Below are 19821 nucleotides of genomic sequence, written 5' to 3' on the forward strand. Positions count from 1 at the left end.
CCTCTGGCTTGGATGGCTCCGGTCAACGTGAGGTTGGGGCCGGGCTGAGGGCTTGGGCGGGGCTGGGTTGGGGCTGGGTATGACGGGCGAGCGGTCGCTGGGGCGGGACTTCGGGTTGCTGTGGGCGGCGTACGGGGTCAGTACGTTCGGGACGCGGCTGGCCTTCGACGCGTTGCCGCTGATCGCGGTGGTCGTGCTGCACGCCGGGGCGACCGAGGTGGCGTTGCTGGCGGCCTCGGGGCTCGCGGTGGGGGCGCTGGTGGCGGTGCCGCTCGGGGCGTGGGTGGAGCTCCGCCGGAAGCGGCCGGTGATGGTCGTGGCGGACCTGGTCCGGTGCGGCGCGCTGCTGAGCATCCCGGTCGTGTTCGCGCTGGGCGGGCTCGGGCTCGGTCAGTTGGTGGTGGTGTCGGTGGTGGTCGCGGCTGCGGACATCACGTTCACGGCGGCGAGCGGGGCGTATCTGAAGTCCCTCGTGCCGCGCGAGGACCTGCTGGTGGCGAACGGCCGCTTCGAGGCCACGATGTGGACGGCCACCGCACTCGGGCCACCGCTCGGCGGGGTGGCGGTCGGCGTGCTCGGCCCCGTGACGACGGTGCTGGCGGACGCGGTCAGCTATCTGCTGTCGGCGCTGGGGATCCGGGCGATCAACGGTAAGGAAAGGCAACAGCCCTCCCCTGCCGCCTCCTCGGGCCTGCGGATGAGCGACCTCCCGGCAGGCTGGCGGCACATCCTCACGCACCCCACCCTGCGCCCGCTGTTCCTCAACACGGTCCTGGTCAACGCCCTGATCATGGCACCGGCCCCACTGCTCGCCGTCCTCATGCTCGGCCAACTCGGCTTCACCCCCTGGCAGTACGGCCTCGCCTTCGCGGTCCCCTGCCTCGGCGGCCTGCTGGGCTCACGCCTGTCCCGGCGCCTGGTCGCCCGGCACGGGCGGCGCAAGGTCCTTCTCACCGCGGGCACCCTGCGCGCCTGCTGGCCCGTCGGCCTGGCCTTCATCGGCCCGGGCACGCCCGGTCTGCTCCTCGTCATGGCCGTCGAGTTCATCCTGATCACCTGCATCGGCGTCTTCAACCCGGTGCTCGCCACCACCCGCCTCGACCAGACCCCGCCGGACCGGACCACGCGCACCCTGTCGGCATGGTCGATCACCGGCAAGACGACGACCGCTGCCGTGACGGCACTGTGGGGCCTGCTGGCGGCGCTGACCGGCCCGCGCCTCGCGATCGCCCTCGCCGGAGTGCTGCTGCTGGCGACACCGCTTCTGCTCCCGTGGCACGAACGCGTGCTCCAGCACAGCGCGCCCAAGTAGCGAGCCCAGGTAACGACCGCGTTGCCTGGTATAGACCTCTCTTGACGCGAGTCCCCGGCGGGCGTACCTTCCTCGCAACCCAATAGGAAACTTTCCTAACAGTGATCCTGGATGGACTTCCGTCGTAGATCGCTGAGAAGCTGGTCAGCCGAAAGGCAGGTGTCGACCCCATGGCAGGAAACGCCGGTACGCCGGGCACCCCTCGCGTCCTGCGCGCCATGAACGACCGTGCCGCCCTGGACCTCCTCCTGGAGCACGGCCCGCTGTCCCGCACGCGGATCGGCAAGCTCACCGGCCTGTCCAAGCCGACCGCCTCCCAGCTGCTGGCCCGCCTGGAGGCCGCCGGCCTCGTCCTGGCCACCGGCACGACGGAGGGCCGACCCGGCCCCAACGCCCAGCTGTACGAGGTCAATCCGACCGCCGGGTACGCCGCCGGGCTCGATGTCACCCCAGAACGCATCCTCGCCGCCGTCGCCGACATCACCGGCCGCACGGTCGGGTCGTACGAACTGCCCACCCCCGGCAGACGCCCGGCCCATCCCGTCGTGCGGCAGGTCACCGACGCCCTGGACGGCGCGGTGAAGGCGGCGGGCCTCGCCCGCGACGACGTCCACCGGCTCGTCATCGGCACCCCCGGCGCCTTCGACCCCAACACGGGCCGACTGCGCTACGCCTCCCACCTCCCCGGCTGGCACACCCCCGCATTGCTCGACGAGGTCGCGGCCGCCGTGCCGATGCCGGTCGAGTACGAGAACGACGTCAACCTCGCGGCGGTGGCCGAGCAGCGGCTCGGCGCGGCCCGCGGCCACGAGGACTTCGTACTGCTGTGGAACGAGGGCGGCCTCGGTGCCGCCCTGGTCCTCGGCGGGCGCCTGCACCGCGGCTGGACCGGCGGCGCGGGCGAGGTGGGTTTCCTGCCGGTTCCGGGCGTACCCCTGGTCCGTCAGGTGACGAAAGCCAACAGTGGCGGCTATCAGGAGCTCGCCGGTTCGCAGGCGATCCCCCGGCTCGCACTCGAACTGGGCATGACGAACATCCCGTCGGGCTCCTACGCCGAGGCCGCCGCCACCCTCGTCCAGCGGGCCGCCACCGAGGACACCGTCCTGCACCGGCTCCTCCTGTCGACCTACGCGACCCGGCTGGCCACCGGCCTCGCCTCCCTGGTCTCCGTACTCGACCCCGAACTGGTCGTCCTCAGCGGCGCCTCCCTCACCTCCGGCGGCGAGGTGCTGCGCGCCCTCGTCCAGGACGAGCTGGAGGAGCTGGCCGCGTCCAGGCCCCGGCTCGTCGTCGGTGACGTCCGTGAACACCCGGTGCTGCAGGGCGCGTTGGAGAGCGCGCTCGCGGCGACACGCGACGAGGTCTTCGACACCTCGCGCTGACCGCCCTCCCTGTCCTCCAGACACCACCCACACCCCTCAGACACCCCCCGCCTTCCCTCACCCACCCCTGTCCCGCCCTTGGGAGATTTCGCCATGCCCGGAAAGTCCTGGAACGTCATACCCTCAGCGTCCCGCAAGACAGCCGCCGCCCTCGCCGCCACCGCCTCCCTGGCCCTGCTCGCCACGGCCTGTACCGGCCAGTCGGAGTCCAGTGCCACCGACGACCCCAACGCCAAGACGACGATCACCTTCTGGCACGGCTGGAGCGCGCCCGCCGAGGTCAAGGCGATCCAGGCGAACGTCGACCGCTTCGAGAAGGCCCACCCGAACATCACGGTGAAGGTCGTCGGCAACATCAACGACGACAAGCTCAACCAGGCGCTGCGCGCGGGCGGTTCGAACGGCCCCGACGTGGTGTCGTCCTTCACGACGTCCAACATCGGCAAGTTCTGCTCCTCCGGCGCCTTCCTCGACCTCAAGCCCTTCATCGAGAAGTCCAAGCTCGACCTCGACAAGATCATCCCGAAGCCGATGCTGGACTACACCCAGTTCGAGGGCACCCGCTGCGCCCTGCCGCTGCTGGGCGACGCCTACGGCCTCTACTACAACAAGGACGCCTTCGAGAAGGCGGGCATCACGTCCCCGCCGAAGACCTGGTCGGAGTTCGCGAAGGTCGCCAAGAAGCTGACTGTCAGCAAGGGCGACAGTTACCAGCAGCTCGGGTTCATGCCGACGTACCACGGCTACGAGACGGTCGTGGACCACTACATGTCCCAGTGGGACCACGCCTACTTCGACAAGGACGGCAAGTCCAACATCGCCGAGGACCCGGCGTTCGCCGAGATGTTCACGTACCAGAAGAAGCTGATCAACGACCTCGGCGGCTTCGAGAAGCTGGAGAAGTACCGCAACACCTTCGGTGACGAGTGGGGCGCCAAGCACCCGTTCCAGACCGGCCAGGTGGCCATGCAGCTGGACGGCGAGTGGCGGCTCGGCATGGCGAAGGACGCCGGGACCGACTTCGAGATCGGCACCGCCCCGATGCCCGTCGCCGACGACGAGGTGGACGAGTACGGCAAGGGCTTCCTCTCCGGCACGATCATCGGCATCGCCCCGCAGAGCGAGAAGCAGAACGCCGCCTGGGAGCTGGTGAAGTACCTGACGACCGACACCGAGGCCGTCGTCTCCTTCGCCAACGCCATCCACAACGTGCCGTCCACGTTCGCGGCCCTGAAGTCGCCCGACCTCAAGGTGGACCCCGGCTTCAAGACGTTCCTGGAGATCGCCCAGAACACGCACTCGAACACCCCGCCGGCCTCCATCAACGGCTCCACGTACCAGACGACCCTTCAGGACTTCGGCTACCAGTACGAGTCCGGCAAGGTGAAGGACCTCAAGGCCGGTCTGGAGAAAACGGCCCAGCAGATCGACACCGACATCGAGCAGGCGAAGTAGCCTCCGATGACCACGCACACTCTCCGCGCGAAGCGCCGCAGGTCGGCGCTTCGGACGGTGGCCTTCCTGTCACCGTGGCTCATCGGGTTCGGCGTCTTCTTCGCCTATCCGCTGGTGTCCACCGTGTACTTCTCGTTCATGAAGTACGACGGCTTCGGCACACCGGTCTTCCGCGGCCTGGGCAACTGGGCCTACGTCTTCAACGACTATCCGCTGTTCTGGCCGGCGCTGCGCAACACGCTCTGGCTGGTGCTGGTGATGGTGACCTGCCGGGTGGTGTTCGGCCTGGGCATCGGCCTGCTCATCACCAAGATCAAAACCGGCACGGGCGTCTTCCGCACCCTCTTCTACCTGCCCTACCTCGCCCCGCCGGTCGCCGCGACCCTGGCCTTCGTCTTCCTCCTCAACCCCGGCACCGGCCCGGTCAACTCGGTCCTCGAGGGCCTCGGCCTGCCGACCCCCGGCTGGTTCACCGACCCCGCCTGGTCCAAGCCGGCCCTCACCGCGCTCGCGCTGTGGGGCGTGGGCGACCTCATGGTCATCTTCATGGCCGCGCTGCTCGACGTACCGAAGGAGCAGTACGAGGCCGCGGAGCTGGACGGCACGTCGGCCTGGCAGCGGTTCCGGTACGTCACGCTGCCGAACATCTCGCCGATCGTGATGTTCGCCGTGGTCACGGGCGTGATCCAGACGATGCAGTACTACACGCAGCCGCTGGTGGCCGGAAAGGTCGCCTCGGGCATCATCGGCGGCTCCGGCCAGCAGTTCGAGCCCGGCTACCCGGACAAGTCCACGCTGACCCTCCCCCAGCTCGTCTACAACCTCGGCTTCCAGCGCTTCGACTACGGCTCGGCGTGTGTGGTCGCGCTCGTCCTGTTCGCCCTCGCCATGGCGTTCACCGCGCTGCTGATGCGGCGCCGGGGCGGACTGATCCAGGCAGGTGACTGACCATGACCCAAGTGCTCGACAAACCGGTTCAGTTGGGAAACCCAACAGTCGCCGAGCGCACGGCACGCCGCAAGGCACTCCTGGAATGGATAGCGATCCACTCCCTCGGCATCGCGGCCGCGCTCTTCTTCACCCTGCCCTTCGTCTTCGTCGTCCTGACCTCGCTGATGAGCGACCAGCAGGCGCTCACCCGCGACCTCGTCCCGGACGCCTGGGAGTGGGGCAACTACACCAAGGTCTTCGACACACCGGGCTTCCTCACCTGGTGGAAGAACACGCTGGTCTACGCCGGCCTGGGCACGGTCCTCACCGTGGTGTCGTCCGTCCCGGTGGCGTACGCGCTCGCCAAGTTCCGCTTCCGCGGCCGAAACCTCTCGCTGATGCTGGTCATCTCGATGATGATGCTGCCGCCGCAGGTGATCATCATCCCGATGTACCTGTTCTGGGCGAAGCAACTGGACCTCTCGGGAACCCTCTGGCCCCTGATCATCCCGATGGCGTTCGGGGACGCGTTCTCGATCTTCCTGCTGCGCCAGTTCCTGACGACGATCCCGAACGAGTACCTGGACGCGGCGCGGGTGGACGGCTGCGGCGAACTGCGCACCCTGCTGAAGGTCGTCCTCCCGATGGCCAAACCGGGCATAGCCGCAGTGGCCCTGTTCCAGTTCTTCTACGCGTGGAACGACTATTTCGGCCCCCAGATCTACGCGTCCGAGAACCCGGGCGCCTGGACCCTGTCCTACGGCCTGGAGTCGTTCAAGGGAGCGCACCACACCGACTGGAACCTGACCATGGCCGCGACCGTACTGGTCATGGCCCCCGTGATCGTCGTGTTCTTCTTCGCGCAGAAGGCGTTCGTAGAGGGCGTCACCCTCACCGGAGTAAAGGGTTGAACCACTCATGAAACTGACCGTGGTCGGCGGAGGCTCGACCTACACCCCCGAACTCATCGACGGCTTCGCCCGGCTCAGGGACGCCCTGCCCATCGAGGAACTGGTCCTCGTCGACCCCGCCGCCGAGCGTCTTGAGCTGGTGGGCGGGCTGGCCCGCCGTATCTTCGCCAAGCAGGGCCATGCCGGCCGGATCGTCACGACCTCCGACCTGGACTCGGGGGTCGAGGGCGCCGACGCGGTCCTGCTCCAGCTCCGCGTCGGCGGGCAGGCGGCCCGCCAGCAGGACGAGACCTGGCCCCTGGAGTGCGGCTGCGTCGGCCAGGAGACGACCGGCGCGGGTGGTCTGGCGAAGGCGCTGCGGACGGTGCCGGTGGTCCTGGACATCGCCGAACGGGTCCGCCGTACGAACCCGGACGCGTGGATCATCGACTTCACCAACCCCGTCGGCATCGTCACCCGCGCCCTTCTCCAGGCCGGCCACAAGGCGGTCGGGCTGTGCAACGTGGCGATCGGCTTCCAGCGGAAGTTCGCGGGGCTGCTCGGCGTGACACCGTCCGACGTCCACCTGGGCCACGTGGGCCTCAACCACCTCACCTGGGAGACGGCGGTACGCCTCGGCGGCCCCGACGGCGCCGACGTACTGCCGAAGCTGCTGGCCGAGCACGGGGACGCCATCGCGGCGGACCTGAAGCTGCCGCGCACGCTGCTGGACCGGCTGGGCGTGGTCCCGTCGTACTACCTGCGGTACTTCTACGCGCACGACGAGGTCGTACGGGAGCTGCGCACGAAGCCGTCCCGGGCCGCCGAAGTGGCGGAGATGGAACGGCAGTTGCTGAAGATGTACGGCGACCCGTCGCTGGACGAGAAGCCGGAGCTGCTCGCCAAGCGGGGCGGCGCCTACTACTCGGAGGCGGCGGTCGACCTGGCCGCCGGACTGCTGGGCGGGGGAGGCAGCCCGCACCAGGTGGTGAACACGTACAACAACGGCACGCTGCCCTTCCTCCCCGCCGACGCGGTCATCGAGGTGCAGGCGGCCGTGGGAGCGGACGGCCCGGCCCCGCTGCCGGTGCCCCAGGTGGACCCCTTGTACGCAGGGCTGATGGCGAACGTCACGGCCTACGAGGACCTGGCCCTGGACGCGGCGCTGCGCGGCGGCCGTGACCGGGTTTTCCGGGCCCTCCTCGCGCACCCGCTCGTCGGCCAGTACGCCTACGCCGACACCCTCACCGACCAACTGATCGCACACAACCAGGAGCATCTCGCGTGGGCATGACCGCACGTGTCCTCGCCGTCGACGCGGGCAACAGCAAGACCGACGTCGCGGTCGTGGCGGACGACGGAACCGTCCTCGCCACGGCCCGCGGCGGCGGGTTCCAGCCGCCGGTGGTGGGGGTCGAGGCGGCCGTGGACCAGGTGGCCGAGGCCGTGCAACGGGCCTTCGCCACGGCCGGGGTGACCTCGGTCGACCACGTCTCCGCATGTCTGGCCAACGCCGACTTCCCCATCGAGGAGGAGCTGCTCGCCACCGCCCTGCACGCGCGCGCGTGGGGCACGGACGTCGAGGTCCGCAACGACACCTTCGCGATCCTGCGGGCCGGGATCACCGAACCGCGCGGGGTCGCCGTGGTCTGCGGCGCCGGCATCAACTGCGTCGGCATGCGCCCCGACGGCCGTACGGCCCGCTTTCCCGCGATCGGCCGTATCTCCGGTGACTGGGGCGGCGGTTCGGGCCTGGCGGAGGAGGCCCTGTGGCACGCGGCCCGCGCGGAGGACGGCCGCGGAGTACCTACGACGCTGGCCCACACCCTCCCCGGCCACTTCGGCCTGCCCACCATGTACGCCCTGATCGAGGCCCTGCACCTGGAGGACATCCCCGCCGCCCGCCGTCACGAACTGACACCGGTGCTGTTCGCCACGGCGGCGGACGGCGACCCTGTGGCCCGCGCGATCGTGGACCGCCTGGCCGACGAGGTGGTGACCATGGCCACGGTCGCGCTGACCCGCCTCGGCCTCCTGGAGGAGGAGACACCGGTCCTCCTGGGCGGCAGCGTGCTGGCCGCCCAGCACCCCCAGCTGACCGACGGAATCCGAGACCTCCTCATGTCCCGCGCCCCCAAGGCGGTACCGCAGGTGGTCACGGCGAGCCCGGTACTGGGGGCCGCGCTGCTGGGGCTGGACGCGGTGGGGGCGGGGGCGGAGGTACAGGAGCGGGTGCACGGCCACTTCACGTCCTGAACCCCGGTCCGCACCCTTTCGGCCTGGGGAACCGAACTGATTCCCACCGCGTGTTCATGGGCAGGGGTGGTGCGAGACCCTGCCCGGCCGCCGGCAGGCAATCCACTGCGATCCGATCAAGATCCAGTGAAGGCCGGTGCGGATGTCAGTCCCGCCAGGGATACTTGCGGCGACGGATGACCACGGGGGAGGTCAGCAGTGACACAGACGCCGAAGAGCAGCGCACCACCGGATCCCGGCCCGGCACCCGGCGCGCCCACCATGCCGTCCGTACCGCCGCAGCCGGCCCAGCCCGAACAGCACAGCGGCGCCGTCCGGCCCCTTCCCCCCGCTCCACCGCCACTGGCACGCCGCACCGCCTTCGCCGAGGGCTTCGACCAGCTCCGCGCGGCCGCCACCACCGAACCCGGCCGCCTGCGCATCATCGGCGCCCTTCTGGCCCTGTGCGTCGTCGCCTTCGGCGCCGTGGCCGCCTGGCAGATGACCGACCGGGCCGCCGCGGCCGACGACGTCCTCAACCGCAGCCAGCCCCTCAGCTCCGACGCGGCCGACATCTACCGCTCCCTGGCGGACGCCAACACCGCGGCGGCCAGCGGCTACCTCGCCGGCCTGCAGGAGAAGCCCGCCATGCGCGAGGGCTACGAGACGGACATCCGCACGGCCGCCGAGAAACTCGTCAAGGCCGCCGCCAACTCCGAACCGGGCTCCCCGTCGGCCAAAACGATCGCCGAACTCAGCAGGCTCCTGCCGGAGTACAAGGGCCTGGTCGAGACCGCGAGGGCCAACAACCGCCAGGGCTACCCCGTGGGCGGTGCGTATCTGCGCGCGGCGAACGAGATGATGCAGCAGAAGATGCTGCCGTCGGCCGAGAAGCTCTACCAGACGGAGAACCAGCGTCTGAGCTCCGACTACGCGGACGCGAAGTCCTTCCCCTGGGCGGCGGCCGGCCTCGGCCTCCTCGCCCTGGCCGCCCTCGTCTGGGCCCAACGCCGCAACTACCAGCGGACGAACAGGGTCCTCAACCACGGCCTCGTCACCGCCACAGCCGCCTCCACCGTGGTCCTGCTGTGGCTCGCCGTGAGCCACACCGTGGCCCGCGCGGGCCTGGACGACTCCTACGACCACGGCGTCCGCTCGCTGAACGTACTGCACGAGGCCCGCATCGCCTCCCTGACCGCCCGCAGCGACGAGAACATGAACCTGGTCCGCAGAGGCGCGGACACGAAGACGCTCGCCGACGACACGGTCGTGGACGCGTACGAATGGGGCTACGACCGGCAGATCGACCAGCTGGGCGAGGCCCTGGACCAGGCAGAGGGCCTCGCGGACGACTCGGCCGGCACCAAGCCGGTCCAGGACGCGAACGGCTTCATGAAGGTCTGGAAGGACCGCCACAAGCTCGCCCGCGACGACAACAACTCCGGCAACTACCAAGCGGCCCGCGACCGCGTCATCGGCGCCGCCGAGGAGCCGACGAGCGTGTGCTTCGACAACGTCGACAAAGCCCTGGCGACGGCGCTCACGCACGAACAGAACGAGTTCAGGCAGGCCGCGAGCGACGGCCGTGACTCGCTGACCGGCCTCCCGACCGGCGCCGCTGTCCTCGCGGTCCTGGGCGCGACCGGCGCGGTCCTCGGCATCGGCCGCCGACTGTCGGAGTACCGGTGAGAGGGGGCACGAGGATGAACGCACGCGGCACGACGAACGCGGACGACTCGGCCGGTCTCCGGACCGCGGCAAGCCTTACCGCAGCAGGCCCCTGGCGGCGTCTGCGGGCCCTGCGGGCCGGCCTGCGCGGCTGGGGCGGTGTGGGCGCGATGGCGGCCCTCTGCGCCCTGGCGGTGACGTTCGTGCTGCTGCTGCCGCTCACGCAGCCGCCGAGCCACGACGGCGGCACGGCCACCGGAGGCCAGAGCGTCGCCCACGTCAGCCAGGCGAAGGCGGAGGACTGCGAGAACCCGCAGGACCAGAGCCTGTCGCCGTCCGGCGGCGACGGCAAGGCGCCGACGCTGGACGCGATCAAGGCCCGCAAGGACCGCCGCCTGATCGTCGGCGTCGACACCAACAGCTACCGCTGGGGCTACCTCGACCCGAACAACCCCGCCGGTGAGCTGGAGGGCTTCGACATCGACCTGGTCCACCGGATCGCCGAGGACATCCTCGGTGACCGCGACGCGGTCCAGTTCAAGGCCATCCCGACCAGCCGCCGTATCGAGGCGATCCAGAAGGGCGAGGTCGACATGGTGGTCCGCACCATGACGATCAACTGCGACCGCATCGGGCAAGTCGCCTTCTCCGCGCCCTACTTCGTGACCGGCCAGCAGGTCCTGGCGCCCAAGACCTCGACGATCACCGGGTTCGACAAGACCCTGGCCGAGAAGAAGGTGTGCTCGGCTCAGGGCTCCACGGCGTACGACAACCTGGAAGCGGGCAGGAAGTCCGGCGACCTTCCGGACTCCACCGACATCAAGATCACCGTCCCCAACCAGCTCGACTGCCTGGTGAAGTTGCAGCTCGGCGAGGTCGACGCGGTGGTGACCGACGGCGCGCTCGCCGCCAGTCAGGCCGCGCAGGACCCGACGGTCGAACTGAAGGGCGGCCTGTTCACGGACGAGTACTACGGCGTGGCGATGAAACGGGGCTCCGACGATCTGGTACGCCAGGTCAACCGGACTCTGGAGAACTACATCGAGGACGGCGACTGGGAGACGTCGTACGAGAAGTGGCTGCACCCGACCATGGACCAGGGCGACAAGAAGTCGGCGTCGGCGACTCCTCCCGAAGCCCGGTACAAGTGACGGACCATCAACTGACGGACGTACGACGCACCACAACGGACTACGGCACACCTGACCACACCACAACGGACCACAACGCAGCGAGAGGTGATCGATGGGCGTCACGGACCCCGCCGGGCCGGTGATGGACCGGGACGAGGTGGACCGTGCGCTGGCGCGGCTCGGCGCGGAGCACGAGGCGATCGAGACCTCGCTCCTCGCCCTGCAGGACCACGCGGGCCGCAGACTTCTCGAAGGCGCCGAGCTGACGGGCATCACCAAGGAGCGCTGGACGGCCGCGGACGCGTCGATCACGCTGCTGTGGGCGTACTTCGACGCGTACACGGACGCGTTGCGCTCCGCCCGCGACATCCGCGCCCGCCGCCGCTGGTCCAGCCGCGAGGACCTGGTGGAGCTGACCGAGCTGCTGCGCGGCGAGTCGGTGACCGTGGCGGGCTCGGCGACCGCGACGGCCAACGCGCCGACGCTGCAAGGCGGTTCGAGCAAGCTCAGCGAACAGTTCACGCTGGTCACCCTGGTGGACCGGATGAACGAGCTGTACGCGACGTCGCTGGACATGGTCGTCGCCGCCGACGCGGTCTGGTCGGCGCTGCCCGCCCGGATCGACCTCCTGGCCGCGGAGCTCCAGCGCACCCGCCGGCTCGCGCACTCCGTCGGCGTACGCCCCGGCGAGCACCCGGCGGGCGACGACCTGGAGCGCATCACGCGCACGCTCACCAAACTGCGCGCTGAGGTGGTCTCCGACCCGCTCGCGTACTGGCTGCCCACACACGGGAGTTCGGCACCCGGCGGCGGCAAGCCGGACACCACGGTCTACGACCGCGAGGCGCGCGCCCTGGAGGACGTACGCCGTGAGATCGACGCGGTACTGACGGTCCGCCAGGATGCCGAGCAGCGTCTGGTCAAGCTGCGTGACGTGCTGTCCCGCGCGGACCGTACGCTCGCCGAGGCCCGCACCGCGCGCGGCGAGGTGCTGGCGAAGATCGCCGCCACGGAGGTGCCCGTCGTCAGCGGCCCGCCGACCGTGCTGCAGGAGCAGCTGGCGACGGCCGCCGAGTACCGCAGACACGCGCAGTGGCACCGCCTGTCCCCGCTCCTGGAGACCCTGGAGCAGAAGGCGGACGACGAACTGCTGCGCGCCCGTGAGTCGTTGACCGCGGTCACCGCACCCCTGGCGGTCCGCGCCGAGCTGCGCGGCCGCCTCGACGCGTACAAGGCGAAGGTCGCCCGGCACGGCCTGGCGGAGGACCCGTTCCTGATCGAGCGCTACGACGCGGCCCGCCGCATGCTGTGGAGCGCCCCCTGCGACCTGCGCGTCGCCGAACAGGCCGTCCTGCGCTACCAGCACGCGGCCGCGGAACTGCTCGGCGGCCCGCGGGTGCCGGGGCCGCGGGGGCCCGAGGACCGGAGGGGGCCGGGATCATGAGGCACAGGGGGGAGTCGTCGTCATGAGTCAGGCACAGCAGACCTGCCAACGGCCGGACTGCGACGGGACGTACGAGGACGTGGGCGACGGTGAGCTGTACTGCGACACCTGCGGCCTCGCCCCGGTCGTCTCGGCGACCGGCATGGTGGGCTCGCCGCCCACCGGGGTGACGGGCGGCGGCAAGGGCTCGGCGGGCAGCGGCAGCTCCCGTTCCACCAGCCGCGGCAGCTCCCGTACGTCGTCGCAGTCGTCGAAGTCCCGGCGCTCGGTGTCGGGACGGCTGTCGCGCGCGCTGTCGGGCCGTTCCACGGGCCGCTCTGTGTCGGTGCGCAGCTCCGGCTCGGGCGCCGGCTCCAGCGGCCGCGGCCGGCTCGGCGTCGGCCTCGTCCAGGTCCCGGACGTCCCGCGCCCCGACCCGCGCGAGATGGTGCTGGAGAACCCGGAGGTGCCCGAGCGCAAGCGGTTCTGCTCCCGCTCGGACTGCGGCGCGGCGGTCGGCCGGGCCCGCGGCGAGCGCCCGGGCCGTACGGAGGGCTTCTGCACGAAGTGCGGTCACCCGTATTCCTTCGTCCCGAAGCTGAAGGCCGGCGACATCGTGCACGGCCAGTACGAGGTCGTGGGCTGTCTGGCGCACGGCGGCCTGGGCTGGATCTACCTCGCCGTGGACCGCGCGGTCTCCGACCGCTGGGTGGTGCTCAAGGGCCTGCTCGACACCGGCGACCAGGACGCGATGGCGGCGGCGATCTCCGAGCGGCGCTTCCTGGCGGAGATCGAGCACTCCAACATCGTGCGGATCTACAACTTCGTCGAGCACCTCGACCAGCGCACGGGCTCGCTCGACGGCTACATCGTCATGGAGTACGTCGGCGGCAAGTCGCTCAAGGAGATCGCCAACGGCCGCCGCACGCCCGACGGCAAGCGTGACCCGCTCCCCGTCGAGCAGGCGTGCGCGTACGGCATCGAGGCGCTGGAGGCCCTCGGCCACCTGCACAGCCGGAACCTTTTGTACTGCGACTTCAAGGTCGACAACGCCATCCAGACCGAGGACCAGCTCAAGCTGATCGACATGGGCGCGGTGCGCAGGATGGACGACGACGAGTCGGCCATCTACGGCACGGTGGGCTACCAGGCCCCGGAGGTCGCGGAGGTCGGCCCGTCGGTGGCGTCCGACCTCTACACCGTCGCGCGCACCCTCGCCGTCCTGACCTTCGACTTCCAGGGCTACACGAACGTCTACGTCGACTCGCTGCCCGACCCCGACAACATCGAGGTCTTCCGCCAGTACGAGTCCTTCTACCGCCTCCTGGTCCGCGCCACCGACCCCGACCCGGCCCGCCGCTTCGCCTCCGCGCAGGAGATGGCGGAGCAGCTGACGGGCGTGCTGCGCGAGGTCGTGTCCCTGCAGTCGGGCCGGGCGAGGCCGTCGCTGTCGACACTGTTCGGCCCGGAGGTACGGGTCACGGACACGGAGCTGTTCCCGAAGCTGGACGGGGAGGTGTCGCGGCTGGGGGCGCGGGTGGCGCCCGCCAAGGAGACGCCCACGGCTTCGCCGGCCGGTTCGCCCGCTCCTTCGGCCAACTCGCCCGCCCTTGGCGCCGGCATCGTCAAGGGCGTCAACGTCTCCGCCGGCGCCCTCGCCCTGCCGGTGCCCCACGTCGACCCCTCCGACCCCAACGCCGGCTTCCTCGCGGGGCTGATGACCACGGCCGCGGCCGAGTTGCTCGGCGCCCTCGGTGCCGCGTCGGCGCCGTCGACCGAGACCCGGCTGCGGCAGATCCGCGCCTGGCTGGAGAACGGCGACGCCGGCGCCGCCCACCAGGCCCTGCTCCAGCTGGAGGACGAGCGGCCCGACGACTGGCGGGTCGTCTGGTACCGCGGGGTGGCCGCGCTCGTCACCGGCGACCACGAGGGCGCCGCGCTCGCCTTCGACGCGATCTACGACGCCTTCCCCGGCGAACCCGCCCCCAAGCTGGCCCTCGGCATGTGCGCGGAGGTGCTGGGCCAGTTGGACAACGCCGCCGAGTACTACCGGCTCGTGTGGTCGACCGACCCGAGCTATGTGAGCGCCGCCTTCGGCCTGGCCCGGGTCCAGCTCGCGAGCGGCGACCGCCGCGGCGCCGTGCAGACCCTGGAGTCGATTTCGGAGAGCTCCATTCACTACACGGCCGCACGCGTGGCGGCCGTCCGCGCGCGGCTGCGTCAACGCACGGCGGCCGCCGCCGACGTACCGTTTCTGGACGACCTGACCGCAGCCGCGGGCCAGGTCGAGGCGCTGGACGCGTACGGGCTGGATCCGGCGCGCCGGGAGCAGTTGTCGGCGGAAGTCCTCGGTTGCGCGCTGGACTGGATACTCTCCGGTGGCCAGGGTTCCGCCCCACCTGCCGCCGGAGGACGGACGCTGCTCGGCAGCGGCCTGGACGAGCGGGGACTGCGTTTCGGTCTGGAGCGTTCGTACCGCACGCTGGCCCGGCTCGCGCGGGGCGGCGAGGAGAGGATCGACCTGGTGGAACGTGCCAATCGTTACCGCCCCCGGACGTGGGTGTAGTTGATGTCGCAGATGCCCCAGTTGTCCGCCTGCCCGAGCTGCGAATGGCCGCTTGAGTCGGGTGACCGTTTCTGCGGTGCGTGCGGATACGACCTGTCCGCCGTGCCCGTACGGCCGGACGACAACCCGACCATCGCCATGAACGGCTCGACGCCGCCCCAGACCGGCGCGCCCGGCCTGGACTGGCCCGTCGCCGCCACACCGGACGGCGCCGCCACCCCGGCGGCCCCCCATCTGCCGGCCGAGCTCCAGGGCACGGACTCCGGCGGCCGTGACCTGCCCCCGGGAACACCCCCGCCCCCGCAGTCACCGCCGCCCCCGGCCGCGAGCGGCCCCGACGCGGCTCCCGGCTTCGCCTTCCCGGCCCCGGGCGCTCCCGGCATGCCGGACGGCCCGCACCCGCAGCCCGCGCCCACCGGTCCGCCCGCCCCGACCGGCTCCCCGGCCTCCCCGGCCTCCCCGGCGTCCGGCGTCCGGTTCGACCGCCCGTCGGAGCCCGAGGAGTACCCGTTGCAGGCGCCCGACCCGCGTGTCGCCCCCGACCTGCCGACCCCCCGCGAGGGCACCAAGGTGTGCGTGGCCTGCCGTGCGGGCCGCGTCGACCACGACGGGTACTGCGAGAACTGCGGGCACGCCCAGCCACGCGAACGCGACCACATGGAGCAGGACGTAGGCCCGGTCGCCGCCGTCAGCGACCGCGGTCTGCGCCACCACCGCAACGAGGACGCGTTCGCCGTCGGCTGCACCGCGCTGCCCGACGGCCGGCCCGCCGTCCTGGCGATCGTCTGCGACGGCGTGTCCTCGGCGACCCGCCCCGACGCCGCCTCGATGGCCGCCTCCCGGGCCGCGAGCGAGTCGCTGCTCACCGCCCTGCCGCGCGGCACGCACCCGCAGCAGGCCATGCACGACGCGATCGTCGCCGCCGCGAACGCGGTCAACGCGCTCGCGGGCGAACCGGCCACGGCCCGCGAGCACGCCCCGCACCAGAACGCCCCCGCCTGCACGATCGTCGGCTCCGTGGTGACACCCGAGCTGCTGATCGTCGGCTGGGTCGGCGACAGCCGCGTCTACTGGGTCCCGGCGGACCGCAGCACTCCCCCGGCCCGGCTCACCGAGGACGACTCCTGGGCCGCGCAGATGGTCGCCGCGGGCCTGATGAACGAGGCCGAGGCATACGCCGACGAGCGCGCCCACGCCATCACGGGCTGGCTCGGCGCGGACGCCTACGAACTGGAGCCGCACACCGCTTCCTTCAAGCCGGACCGTCCCGGTGTGGTGGTGGTGTGCACGGACGGGCTGTGGAACTACGCGGAGGCGGCCGAGGACATGGCCGACGCCCTGCCCCTCGACGCCGTCGCGCGCCCCCTGCACAGCGCCCAGGTCCTGGTCGGTCACGCGCTCGACGGCGGGGGCCACGACAACGTAACAGTGGCCGTCCTGCCGTTCCCCGCGCCGCCGATGGGGGCAGGATCGGCCTGAGGCCGCACCGCGGGGCGAGGCCTCAACGGACCGGAGGGGACCGGTCCGTCGACAGCCATGGCACCGCCATGGAGTTCTTTAGGGGGATTTGAGAACGCATGGCCAATTTCTCGAAATCGAACGTGCCGCAGTTCTCGGTGGACGTGTACCAGAACGAGTACCTGCCGGAGGGCGGTCGCGAGGTCAACGCGATCGTCACGGTGACCGCGACCGGCGGCGGCACGGTCGGCAGCGCGGTCGCGGCACCCCACCTCTACGCGCCGGGTCAGGGCCCGTCCGCGACCGTGGCGATCATGGTCGACTGCTCGGGCTCGATGGACTACCCGCCGACCAAGATGCGCAACGCCCGCGACGCCACGGCCGCCGCGATCGACACCCTGCGCGACGGCGTGCACTTCGCGGTGATCGGCGGCACGCATGTCGCCAAGGAGGTCTACCCGGGCGGCGACCGCCTGGCCGTGGCCGACGCCACCACCCGTGACCAGGCCAAACAGGCCCTGCGCAGGCTCAGCGCGGGCGGCGGCACGGCCATCGGCACCTGGCTGCGGCTCGCCGACCGCCTGCTCTCCTCGGCCGACGTCGCCATCCGGCACGGCATCCTGCTCACCGACGGACGCAACGAGCACGAGTCGCCGCAGGACCTCAAGGCCGCGCTCGACGCCTGTGCCGGACGTTTCACCTGTGACGCACGTGGCGTGGGCACCGACTGGGAAGTGAAAGAAGTCACAGGGATCGCCTCCGCCCTGCTCGGCAGCGCCGACATCGTCGCCGACCCGGCCGGTCTCGCCGCCGACTTCACGCAGATGATGGAGACGGCGATGGGCAAGGAGGTCGCGGACGTCGCTCTGCGGGTGTGGACGCCGGTGGGCACGACCATCAAGTTCGTCAAGCAAGTCGCGCCGACGGTCGAGGAGTTGACCGACCGGCGCACGGAGAGCGGCCCGCGCGCCGGGGACTACCCCACCGGCAGCTGGGGAGACGAGTCCCGTGACTACCACGTTTGCGTCGAGGTGCCCTCCGCCGAGGTCGGCCGGGAGATGCTCGCCGCACGGGTCTCCCTGGTCATCCCGCAACCCGACGGCACCGCCCAGAACTTGGGCGCGCAGGGTCTCGTACGGGCCGTGTGGACCGACGACATGGTCGCCTCGACGTCGATCAACCCACAGGTCGCCCACTACACGGGCCAGGCGGAACTTGCCCAAGTCATCCAACAAGGGCTTGATCTTCGCAAAGCGGGCGATATGGATGGAGCAACGGCCAAACTGGGTCGCGCGGTTCAGCTCGCCAGCGCTTCCGGAAATGCGGATACCGCGAAACTCCTTGCGAAGGTGGTGGACGTTGTCGACGCCGCGACGGGTACTGTGCGACTGAAGGCGAAGGTCGCGGAGGCCGACGAGATGACTCTCGAGACACGGTCGACAAAGACTGTTCGTGTAAAGAAGTGACCTAGCAGGACCCTAAAAGCACCGAGCCTGACCCCTTGGGGTTGGAGAAATCCGGTCGAAAACGGCCGGAAAGGAGAGGGGGAAGCGCCGACATGCCGACCTGCCCGAACGGACACCAGTCGGGTTCCGACGACTGGTGCGAGGTCTGCGGTCACCGCATGGCCGGTGCCGTGCCTCCGCCCCCTCCCCCGCCGCCCCCGCCCGGCGGTGGCTACGGTTTCCCGCCGCCCGGTGGCCCCGGCGGCCCCGGTCCGTCCGGTGGCCCGAACGCCGGTCAGCCCGGCGGCCCTCCGCACATGGGCGGCGTACCGGAGCCGGAGCTCTGCCCGCAGTGCCGTACGCCGCGTGAGGGCGGCGCTCCGTTCTGCGAGGAGTGCCGGTGGAACTTCCTGACCAACACGGCGACGTCGTACACCCCCGCCGCCCCGCGCCCCCCGGCGCCCGGCGGCCCGGGCCTGCCCTCCCACTTCCAGCAGCAGTCGGGGCCCCCGCCGGCATCGGGGCCGCCTCCGTCGTTCGGCGGCGGTGACTCGTACGAGTACCAGGGCTCGCGCCCGTCCCAGGTGAACCGCCCGGCGGAACCGATCCCGCCGTTCGGCGCTGAGCCGCAGGGTCCGGGAGGGCCTGGCGGTCCCGGCGGCCCAGGTGGGCCCGCGGGCCCCGGTGGGTTTGGTCCCGGCGGTCCTGGGCCTGGAGGTCCTGGCCCCAACGGTCCCGGAGGCATGGGTGGCCCCGGCGGCTTCGGTCCGGGTCCCGGTGGTCCGGGCGGTCCGGGCGGTCCGGGCAACACCAACCCCGGAGGTCCCGGTGGCCCCGGCGGTTTCGGCGGCCCCAATGGCCCCGGTGGCCCTGGCGGCTTTGGTCCGGGTCCGGGCGGTCCCGGCGGTCCGGGCAACACCAACCCCGGAGGCCCTGGTGGACCCGGCGGCTTCGGTGGCCCTGGCGGCAACGCCCCCTCCGGCTTCGGCGGCGACCCGTCGCGGCCGGTTCCGCCACCGCCCGGCCCGACCCCGCCCGGTGGTCCCGGCGCGACCAGCGGTGCTCCGCAGGCGTTCCAGCCGTCCGGCCCGGCCGGTCCCGCCGCCCCTCCGGCCCCGCCCGGCTTCGGGCAGGACCCGAACCGTCCGCCGCAGGGCGGCCCGTCCTTCGGCGGCGGCAACGACGACTGGATGCTCTCCCCGCCGTCGCCGGGCCCCGGCGGCCCGGGTGCTCCCGGCGCCCCCGCTCAGGGCGGCTACGGCTACCCGCAGCCCGGCGCGACCCAGGCCCCGCCACCGCCCGGCCCCGGCTACCCGCAGCAGCCTGCCGGTCCGGCGACCTGGCTGGCGACCATCGGCCCGGACCGCGACTACTTCATGGCGATGATGCAGCGCTCCGGCCCCGAGGCCGCGGGCCTCAACCTGCCCGCGTACTCGCCCGAGCAGCAGCGCACCCTCACCGGCAACCAGGTCACCATCGGCCGCCGCCGCCACTCCACCGGCGAATCCCCCGACATCGACCTGTCGGTGCCGCCGGAGGACCCGGGCGTCTCGCACCAGCACGCGGTCCTGGTCCAGCAGCCGGACGGCACCTGGGCGGTCGTCGACCAGAACTCGACGAACGGCACGACGGTGAACGGCTCCGAGGAGCCGATCCAGCCGTTCGTCCCGGTACCGCTGCAGGACGGCGACCGGGTGCACGTCGGGGCGTGGACGACGATCACGGTCCGGCGCGGCTAGGCCTCTGACGCGGCTGGTCCTCTTCGAGATCGGGAGGGGGGGGGGGGGGGGGGGGGGGGGGGGGGGGGCGGCGCCCCCCCCCCCCCCCCCAAGCGGGCCGGGGTCGAAGGGGCAGAGCCCCTGGAGGACGGGACGGGTAGGGGCGGCGGGGGCGAAAAACCACCCGGCACACACTCACACCCCCT

Annotated in this window: 14 protein-coding genes; all 14 read left to right on the forward strand. The window is 71.5% G+C overall.

Annotated features, from left to right (window positions below; translation table 11 throughout):
* Positions 1-79: 79 nt before the first annotated feature.
* Positions 80-1312, forward strand: a complete 1233-nt coding sequence (locus ACIA8X_RS05795) for an MFS transporter (RefSeq protein WP_393451585.1) — start codon at positions 80-82, stop codon at positions 1310-1312.
* Between the two features lie 170 nt (positions 1313-1482).
* The gene (locus ACIA8X_RS05800; RefSeq protein ID WP_393451588.1) at positions 1483-2694 is read left to right on the forward strand and encodes an ROK family protein; all 1212 of its coding nucleotides are present in this window, start codon (positions 1483-1485) and stop codon (positions 2692-2694) included.
* Between the two features lie 93 nt (positions 2695-2787).
* Positions 2788-4149: an ABC transporter substrate-binding protein gene (locus ACIA8X_RS05805; RefSeq protein WP_393451591.1), complete on the forward strand. Its 1362-nt coding sequence runs from the start codon at positions 2788-2790 to the stop codon at positions 4147-4149.
* Between the two features lie 6 nt (positions 4150-4155).
* Positions 4156-5097 carry a carbohydrate ABC transporter permease gene (locus tag ACIA8X_RS05810; protein ID WP_393451594.1) on the forward strand — a complete coding sequence of 314 codons (942 nt, stop codon included), beginning with the start codon at positions 4156-4158 and terminating at the stop codon, positions 5095-5097.
* Between the two features lie 2 nt (positions 5098-5099).
* Entirely contained in the window at positions 5100-5990 is an 891-nt protein-coding gene (locus ACIA8X_RS05815; RefSeq protein WP_393451597.1) for a carbohydrate ABC transporter permease, read from the forward strand.
* Between the two features lie 7 nt (positions 5991-5997).
* Positions 5998-7263, forward strand: coding sequence for a 6-phospho-beta-glucosidase (locus ACIA8X_RS05820; RefSeq protein ID WP_393451600.1), 1266 nt, complete (start codon positions 5998-6000; stop codon positions 7261-7263).
* Positions 7254-8225, forward strand: coding sequence for an N-acetylglucosamine kinase (locus ACIA8X_RS05825; RefSeq protein ID WP_393451603.1), 972 nt, complete (start codon positions 7254-7256; stop codon positions 8223-8225). Before ACIA8X_RS05820 ends, ACIA8X_RS05825 begins: the two co-directional genes overlap by 10 nt.
* Positions 8226-8423: 198 nt before the next feature.
* The gene (locus tag ACIA8X_RS05830; protein WP_399457840.1) at positions 8424-9893 is read left to right on the forward strand and encodes a hypothetical protein; all 1470 of its coding nucleotides are present in this window, start codon (positions 8424-8426) and stop codon (positions 9891-9893) included.
* A gap of 14 nt (positions 9894-9907) precedes the next feature.
* Positions 9908-11023, forward strand: coding sequence for a glutamate ABC transporter substrate-binding protein (locus ACIA8X_RS05835; RefSeq protein ID WP_393451609.1), 1116 nt, complete (start codon positions 9908-9910; stop codon positions 11021-11023).
* A 94-nt stretch (positions 11024-11117) separates the two neighbouring features.
* Positions 11118-12449, forward strand: a complete 1332-nt coding sequence (locus tag ACIA8X_RS05840) for a hypothetical protein (protein ID WP_393451611.1) — start codon at positions 11118-11120, stop codon at positions 12447-12449.
* 22 nt (positions 12450-12471) lie between these two features.
* Positions 12472-14994, forward strand: coding sequence for a tetratricopeptide repeat protein (locus tag ACIA8X_RS05845; RefSeq protein ID WP_393451614.1), 2523 nt, complete (start codon positions 12472-12474; stop codon positions 14992-14994).
* A 3-nt stretch (positions 14995-14997) separates the two neighbouring features.
* Entirely contained in the window at positions 14998-16473 is a 1476-nt protein-coding gene (locus tag ACIA8X_RS05850; protein WP_399457841.1) for a PP2C family serine/threonine-protein phosphatase, read from the forward strand.
* A 98-nt stretch (positions 16474-16571) separates the two neighbouring features.
* A complete protein-coding gene (locus ACIA8X_RS05855; protein ID WP_399457842.1) occupies positions 16572-17918 on the forward strand; it encodes a VWA domain-containing protein in 1347 nt (448 codons plus the stop codon).
* Positions 17919-18010: 92 nt separating this feature from the next.
* Complete coding sequence (locus ACIA8X_RS05860) at positions 18011-19636, forward strand: FHA domain-containing protein (protein ID WP_393451623.1); 1626 nt, start codon at positions 18011-18013, stop codon at positions 19634-19636.
* The last annotated feature ends 185 nt before the right edge of the window (positions 19637-19821 follow it).

The sequence above is a fragment of the Streptomyces sp. NPDC051738 genome, from assembly GCF_044453205.1.
Lineage (GTDB): Bacteria > Actinomycetota > Actinomycetes > Streptomycetales > Streptomycetaceae > Streptomyces.

Coding starts and splice junctions, on each gene's coding strand:
- ACIA8X_RS05795 (WP_393451585.1), top strand. CDS start 80: ATGACGGGCGAGCGGTCGCTGGGGCGGGACTTCGGGTTGCTGTGGGCG.
- ACIA8X_RS05800 (WP_393451588.1), top strand. CDS start 1,483: ATGGCAGGAAACGCCGGTACGCCGGGCACCCCTCGCGTCCTGCGCGCC.
- ACIA8X_RS05805 (WP_393451591.1), top strand. CDS start 2,788: ATGCCCGGAAAGTCCTGGAACGTCATACCCTCAGCGTCCCGCAAGACA.
- ACIA8X_RS05810 (WP_393451594.1), top strand. CDS start 4,156: ATGACCACGCACACTCTCCGCGCGAAGCGCCGCAGGTCGGCGCTTCGG.
- ACIA8X_RS05815 (WP_393451597.1), top strand. CDS start 5,100: ATGACCCAAGTGCTCGACAAACCGGTTCAGTTGGGAAACCCAACAGTC.
- ACIA8X_RS05820 (WP_393451600.1), top strand. CDS start 5,998: ATGAAACTGACCGTGGTCGGCGGAGGCTCGACCTACACCCCCGAACTC.
- ACIA8X_RS05835 (WP_393451609.1), top strand. CDS start 9,908: ATGAACGCACGCGGCACGACGAACGCGGACGACTCGGCCGGTCTCCGG.
- ACIA8X_RS05840 (WP_393451611.1), top strand. CDS start 11,118: ATGGGCGTCACGGACCCCGCCGGGCCGGTGATGGACCGGGACGAGGTG.
- ACIA8X_RS05845 (WP_393451614.1), top strand. CDS start 12,472: ATGAGTCAGGCACAGCAGACCTGCCAACGGCCGGACTGCGACGGGACG.
- ACIA8X_RS05850 (WP_399457841.1), top strand. CDS start 14,998: ATGTCGCAGATGCCCCAGTTGTCCGCCTGCCCGAGCTGCGAATGGCCG.
- ACIA8X_RS05855 (WP_399457842.1), top strand. CDS start 16,572: ATGGCCAATTTCTCGAAATCGAACGTGCCGCAGTTCTCGGTGGACGTG.
- ACIA8X_RS05860 (WP_393451623.1), top strand. CDS start 18,011: ATGCCGACCTGCCCGAACGGACACCAGTCGGGTTCCGACGACTGGTGC.